At 76.6% G+C, this 7,214-nt stretch carries 3 protein-coding genes; 2 read left to right on the plus strand and 1 reads right to left on the minus strand.

Translation table 11 applies throughout. The annotated features are described in order from the left end of the window. The first annotated feature begins 89 nt into the window (after positions 1-89). Both V7E46_RS31100 and V7E46_RS31105 read left to right on the plus strand, forming a co-directional pair. Positions 90-3,830: a trypsin-like peptidase domain-containing protein gene (locus tag V7E46_RS31100; RefSeq protein WP_333771539.1), complete on the plus strand. Its 3,741-nt coding sequence runs from the start codon at positions 90-92 to the stop codon at positions 3,828-3,830. 205 nt (positions 3,831-4,035) lie between these two features. Continuing rightward, positions 4,036-5,004 carry a bifunctional riboflavin kinase/FAD synthetase gene (locus tag V7E46_RS31105; RefSeq protein WP_329182339.1) on the plus strand — a complete coding sequence of 323 codons (969 nt, stop codon included), beginning with the start codon at positions 4,036-4,038 and terminating at the stop codon, positions 5,002-5,004. A gap of 278 nt (positions 5,005-5,282) precedes the next feature. Here V7E46_RS31105 and V7E46_RS31110 read toward each other — a convergent pair. Then, positions 5,283-7,214 (minus strand): MinD/ParA family ATP-binding protein (locus tag V7E46_RS31110; RefSeq protein WP_333771540.1); only part of this gene is annotated, 1,932 nt, incomplete at its 5' end.

The following is a 7,214-nucleotide window of genomic DNA, read 5'->3' on the forward strand; positions in this document are numbered from 1 at the left end:
CTTCCCACCTGACCGCCGCGAAGCGGCATCCGCACACTACCGTCGAAGCGGGACGAATTGGGCGCGGCGGTGGCGGGGGAGGTACTCGGGTGGCGGCGGCACGCGGCGCGGCCGACGGCGGACCGGACGACGTATTCGTCCGGGTCTGCGACCTGGCCGGACGCCCCCGCGGCACCGGCTTCCTCGCCGACCGCGACGGCACGATGGTGACCAGCCACGAGGCGGTCGACGGCCTCGCCCGGCTGGTACTGCACGCCCCCGGCGGCCAGCTGTGCCTGGTCGAGGCGGCAGCCATCACCGCGCTTCCCGAGCAGGGCCTCGCCCTGGTGGCCACCGAAGGCCTGACCGTGCCGCCGCTGTCCATCGCCCCCGGCGGCCCCGCGCACCCCGACCGGCGGATACGGGTGCGGCTGCCGCAGCGTACCGAGGGCGCGGTGCTGGGCACGGCCACCGTCACGTACACCGCGACCGACCGCTTCCACCTGCTGGAGGACGTCTACGAACTCGCCCTGGACGGCGCGGACCTGAGCCGCGTACCGCCGCAGGCGTCCGGCGCGCCGGTGATCGACGCGGCGACCGGCGCGGTGCTCGGCGTCGTCGCGACCGCGCTGCACGCCGGGCACCGGGCGGCCGGCTTCGCCCTGCCGCTGTGGCCCGCCGACGCTCCGCCCGCGCTGGCCGAGCTGCTGGCGCGCAATGGCGCGACCGTGCCCGGCTACGGGCCGCACCTCAACCTCGCGGGCGCGCTCCGGCTCACCGCGACCTCGGTCGGCGCCGCGACCGGCCCCGGCGCGTGGCGCGACCCGGTCGCCCGCCCGTACGTCGCCGAGGCGTTGCGGGACTTCTCCGCCGCAAATGGCGACGACGCGGCAATGATCCTCGGCCTGGTCGGCGAGCCCGGCAGCGGCCGTACCACCGAGCTGGTGCGGTTCGCTGCCGACCGGGCGCGCGGCCCGCTGCCCGCGCCCACGGTGTGGCTGCGCGGTGCGGAACTGCGTCCCGCGGACGGCGGCATCAAGGACGCGGTGGAGCGCTCGCTGCGTTCCGCGGCCCGTATCGTCGGCGCCGCCACGACCGGGGAGCCGCTCTACGCCTCGCCGGACGCCGTCGCCGGCCTCGCCCGGGCCGCCGGGCGCCCGCTGCTGATCCTGCTGGACGCCCCGGAGGAGATGCCGACGGCCCTCGCCCACGCCCTGCCCGACTGGGCAGCGGACACCGCCGGCTGGCTCCGCGCGGGCGCGGCGCGGCTGGTCATCGCCTGCCGCCCCGAATTCTGGGACCAGGCGGGCCGGCTGCTGCCCGCCTGGCTGCTCCACGGCCCTGCGGCCGTATCGCGCGCGGACGGCGGGCAGGCGCTGCCGCCGTGCCTGCGGCTCGGCGACCTGGACCCGGCACAGGCCGCGGCAGCGCGCGAGCGCTACGGCGTGCCCGAGGGCGCGCTCGGGGGCGCGGACGAGGCGCATCCGCTGACGCTGCGGCTGCTGTCCGAGCTGCGCGCGGCCGTGGCGGAGGGCGCGGGCGGGACACCGTCGCGGGCGGAGGTCTTCGCCGCACACCTGGACCTGGTGTGCCTGCGGATCGCGGTCCGGCTGGCCGCCGCCGCGGACCCGCCGGTACGCGGCACCGGCGTACGGCGGCTGGCCGCCCGGGTCGCCGGACAGGTGCACGAGGCGGCCCGCCGCTGCCTCGGGCCCGGCCAGGGCGAGCTGGACCGGGAGGCCTTCGAGGAGCTCTTCCCGTGGCGTACGGGCTGGGCCTCCGCCGTGCTGACCGAGGGCCTGCTCGTGCCCGCGGGCGCCGGCTACCGCTTCGCCCACGAGGAGGCGGCCGACTGGCTCCAGGCCGTCCACCTGGACCTGGGCGCGGCACTGCACGCCCTGGTCCACCGCTGGTTCGCCCCGCAGGCCGCGCACTCCGCCGACGCGCCCGTACGCCTGCCGGCGCGTCCCGCGGCGCGCGCCGGACAGCCGCCGCCCGTACCGCAGGCGCCCCCGGTCGCCCCGCTGTCCCCGCGCGCGCTGCCGGTACCCCGGCACCGCGCGGGGCCTGTCGTGCAGGCGCTGCTGATGGCGCCGCCGCATGTCCTGACCCGGCATCTGGCGGGCCTGGCCCAGGCCCTGGACCACAGGACCCCGCCGCCGACCCGCTGCACCCCGCGCAAGGCGCCCGCACTGCCGCCACCGGCCGACCTCGACGCCGACACGGTGCCCACCCCCCGGACCCGCAGGGGCGTCCGCCGCGACGCCGCGCCCGGCGTCCCGCCGCAGGACCTCGGCGACGGCGGCTGGCCCCACGGGGTGTCCGCCGCCGGGCGGCCGGCCCCGCCGGGACCGGAGGAGCGGCGCGGCGACGCCTTGTGGTGGGCGGCGCATCTGCTGCGGGAAGTGCTGCTGCGGCTGCCGGACGCGGCGGTCTGCCGCGGAGTGCTGCGCGACCTGGCCGCCAGGACGGCGGTACGGGCGGTGGAGCGCGGCGGCTTCACGGCGGAAGGCATGGGCGGCCTCGGCGACTTCGGGCCGTGGTTCTGGCGCCGGGTGCGGCTGCCGGTCGCGGAACGCCTCGAACTGCTGCGGCTGCTGCTGCCCGCCGACGGCCCGCCCGGGGCGTCGGACCGCTCGGACCGCTTCCTGGCCGCCGTCGCCGAGCTGCTGTGCCACTTCCCGGCCGAGGCGGTGCCCGCGGTGTGCGGCTGGTTCGACGACGACCGGCCGCTGCAGGCCCCGGCGGGCGTGGCGGGGCCGCGGCTGACCGTCGCCTCGGCCGCGCAGGCGCTGCTGCACACCCACCGCGGGCAGGCCGTGGACGACCTGACCGAGGCCCTGGTCGCCGCGGCGCACCCGGGCGCCGACGAACTGCTGGCCGCCCTGGTCGAGGACGAGCCGTCCGCGGTGTGCCGGGCCGTCGACCGCTGGGCGCACGACCCGCGCCCGGGGCGGCATGTCGCGGCAGCCGCGTACGGGTCCCGCGCCGCGCTCGTCGTCCGCTCCGACGCCGACCGCGAACTGCTGCGTTACGCCGCCCTGACGATCCTCGCCCGCCCCGCCGACTGCGCGCTGCACGGCGCCGCCCTGGGCATGCTCGTGCGCGACCCCGCCACGCGCGACCGCCACCTGCCGGTCGCGCTGGGCCGTTTCACCGCGGGCGACCCCCGGGTGCCGGCCGGACCCCTCGCCGCGGCGCTCACCACCCATCCGGAGCCGGTACTGGCCGCCTTCCAGGCCCGGCTGCGGTCCGCGGATCCCGGCCGGGACGAGAGCGACCTGCTCGCGGCCATGGCCGCGGTCACCGAACCGGCGCTCGCCCGCAGGACCGCCGCGCTGGTCCAGGACCACCTGCGGCACCGCCCGGCAGGCGCCGCCGGCGTGGCGCGCTTTCTCGACCTGCGGCTCGAACAGGGTCCGGGGGTGCGGGCCGTTGTCCTCCCGCTGACCGCCGCGCTGCTGCGCGACCACCCGCCGCATGTCCGCTGCGCCCTCCTCGCGGTGCTCGCCGCTCCCGGGAGCCGGCTGTCCCGGCCGCTGCGCCAGGAGCTGCTGGACGCGGCCCTGGAGACCGAACGCGACCCCGATGTGCTGGACGCGCTGCTCACTGCCGCCGCCGACGGTGCCCGCCGCCGCCCGCCGCGCCTCACCCACGACCTGGTCCGCCGCCTCGGCCTGCTCCTCGGCCGCACCCCCGAAGGCGCCGCCCGCTTCGACCGCCGTATCGTCGAACTCGCCGCCGTCGTACCCGACTTCGGCCATCTCCTCCTGCGCTGGCTCACCGACACCACCACCTGGGACCCCCTCGTCGGCCCCAGCGCCCGCCACCGCCTCACCCGCACCTCCTGACCCCGCGACGCCCGGCCGGCCCGCGCGGAGCCCCGCGCCCGGCCGCGACTGGCGGCGCCCGCGGGCGCCGCCGCAGCACCCCGCGACGCCGACGGGTGTCCGGACGCGGCCAGCCCGGGGGCGCGCCCCCGGGTGTCGGCATGGCAGTCTTGGCTCTGCAGAAAAGCGAATGTCCGAGATTCAGCGAGGGAAGCGGAGCGTCAAGGTGCAGCGCTGGCGGGGCTTGGATGACGTTCCCGGTGACTGGGGACGCTGCGTCGTCACCATCGGCTCCTACGACGGCGTCCACCGGGGCCACCAGCTGATCATGGGCCGGGCGGTGGAGCGGGCACGGGAACTGGGGCTGCCGTCAGTGGTCGTGACCTTCGACCCGCACCCGAGCGAGGTCGTCAGGCCCGGCAGCCACCCGCCGCTGCTGTCGGCCCATCACCACCGCGCGGAGCTGGTCGCCGCGCTCGGCGTGGACGCGCTGCTGATCATCCCCTTCACCAGCGAATTCTCGAAGCAGTCGCCGAGCGAGTTCGTCCGTACGGTGCTGGTGGACGGTCTGCACGCCAAGCTCGTGGTGGAGGGCCCGAGCTTCCGCTTCGGCCACAAGGCCGCCGGTGACGTGGACTTCCTGTCGGCGCTCGGGCTGAAGTACGACTACGACCTGGAGGTCGTGGACCTCTTCATGCGCGGCGAGGCGGGCGGCGGTGAGCCGTTCTCCTCCAGCCTGACCCGGCGGCTGATCGGCGCCGGCGATGTCGCGGGCGCCGCGGAGGTGCTGGGCCGGCCGCACCGCGTCGAGGGCGTGGTCGTCCGCGGCGCGCAGCGCGGCCGGGAGCTGGGCTATCCCACGGCCAACGTCGAGACGCTGCCGCACACCGCTATCCCCGCCGACGGCGTCTACGCGGGCTGGCTGCACGTCGCTGACGAGGCCATGCCCGCGGCGATCTCGGTCGGCACCAACCCGACCTTCGACGGCACCTCACGAACCGTCGAGGCCTACGCCATCGACCGGGTCGACCTGGACCTCTACGGCCTGCACGTGGCCGTGGACTTCCTCGCGTATCTGCGGGGGATGGAGAAGTTCGACACGATCGAGGCGCTGCTCGAACGGATGGCCGACGATGTGAAACGGGCCAGGGACCTGGTCGTGGCGGCCCCGCAGCCGACCCGCTCCGACGGCTGACCCGGAATTCGTCGACGCGTCCGGCCAAGTCCTGGACCTCGTCGTGGACGGCCTCCGTGTCCGGCGACGCCCGAGGACCGGCCGGGTCCCGTAAGGAGAGGACCGCCGCCCGGACGCGGTCGCGCAACTCCCGCGCGGCCAGGACGCGGTGATCGCCGCCGACAGCTCCTCGGGCAGCGCGTTCTTCCTGCGGCGGCCCGTACACACCGAGGGCCGCCGCCGTGGAGACCCACGACGGCGGCCCGGTGGCCACCTGGTGCTCGTAAGGGTCTCGGGCACTACTGCGGGGGCGGCGGGTAGCCGTAGCCCTGCTGCTCCGGCTGCCGGGGCGCCGGCCAGCCCTGTTGCGGCTGGGGTGCCTGCGGCTGCGGCGACTGCGGCTGGAAGGGCTGCGCCTGCTGCGGCCCGCCGGGACCGCCCTGCTGATACGGCTGCGGGGCCTGCGGCTGGGCGCCGTACTGCGCGGGCGGTGCCTGGCCCGGCTGCATGGGCCGGCCGTAGGGCGGCTGAGGCGGCTGCGCGGGCGGGCTGGGCTGTCCTGGCCACAGGGGCTGAGCGGGCTGGCCCGGCTGGCCCGGGTGCCCCTGCTGGCCCGGCTGGCCCTGCGCCGGGTAGCCGGCCGGGGCGGCGCCGTACGGCCCGGGCATCGGCGGTGCCTGGTGCGGTGGCTGGTGCTGGCCGTCCGCCGTCCAGAGGCCCTGCGCCTGCTGGGCGCGGACGAAGTCCTCGGCGACCATCGCGGAGAGGTGGAAGTACGCCTCCCTGGTCTTCGGCCGCATCATGTCGAGGTCCACCTCGGCGCCCGCCGCCAGGTGCTCGTCGAACGGCACGACCTGCACCCCGCGGCAGCGGGTCTGGAAGTGCGACACGATGTCCTCGACCTTGATCATCTTCCCGGTCTCGCGAACCCCGGAGATCACCGTGATACTGCGTGCCACCAGGTCGGCGTAGCCGTGCGCCGACAGCCAGTCCAGCGTCGTACTGGCGCTGGAGGCGCCGTCCACCGATGGCGTCGAGACGATGATCAGCTGGTCGGCCAGATCCAGCACCCCGCGCATCGCGCTGTAGAGCAGACCCGTGCCCGAGTCGGTGAGGATCACCGGATACTGCCGGCCGAGCACATCGATCGCGCGCCGGTAGTCCTCGTCGCTGAACGCCGTCGAGACCGCGGGGTCCACGTCGTTCGCGATGATCTCCAGGCCGGACGGCGCCTGCGAGGTGAAGCGGCGGATGTCCATGTAGCTGTTCAGATACGGGATCGCCTGCACCAGGTCGCGGATCGTCGCGCCGGTCTCCCTGCGGACCCGGCGGCCGAGCGTGCCCGCGTCCGGGTTCGCGTCGATCGCCAGGATCTTGTCCTGCCGCTCGCTGGCGAGGGTCGAACCCAGCGCGGTCGTGGTCGTCGTCTTGCCGACGCCGCCCTTGAGGCTGATCACCGCGATCCGGTAGCACGACAGCACCGGCGTACGGATCAGCTCCAGCTTCCGCTGCCGCTCCGCCTCCTCCTTCTTGCCGCCGATCCTGAACCGGCTCGGCTGCGCGTTCGCGCCCGGCTTCCTCGGCTTCGGCTGATGGCGCAGCAGCCGGTCCGACGACAGCTCCACGGCGGCGGTGTAGCCCAGCGGGGCGCCGCCCTGCGTGGTGCGCTGCCGCTGATCGGGCGTCACCGTCGGCCAGCCGCCGGACCGCGGGTCCACAGGACCCGGGTGCGCGGCGGGGGCCGCCGGGTCGCCGCCCTGCGCGTCGTGCCCGCCTTGCCGCGGATCGATCCCGTGGCCCTGCGGCGGCTGTTGCTGCGGCGGGGCGTACGGCGCCGGCAGGTTCTGCGCCGGCTGCTGCTGCGGGAAGCCGTATCCGCCCTGCGCGGGCAGTGGCGGCAGCGGTCCCGCCGCCTCGGGCTCCGCGCTCACGGGCTGCGGGTACCCGGGCTGCGGCGGCGGCGGAGAACCGTAACCCCCTTGCGGAGGCGGCGTCCTGTTCTCCACCGGCGGCGGCTGCTGCTGCGGCAGGCCGGTCGGCACGGCGCCGTGGCCTTGCGGCGCCTGGGGGGGCTGCTGCTGGGGGAAGCCGTAACCGCCCTGACCGCCCTGCGGTGGCGCGGGTGGCTGCGGGAAGCCGTATCCGCCGTGCGGTCGAGGCTGGGTCGGCTGCGGCGGCTCGGGGGCGGGGAAGCCGGCACCCGGGTACTGGACCGGCGCGGCGGGCACGGG

This window comes from Streptomyces sp. IBSBF 2435, assembly GCF_036815005.1.
Taxonomy (GTDB): Bacteria; Actinomycetota; Actinomycetes; order Streptomycetales; family Streptomycetaceae; genus Actinacidiphila.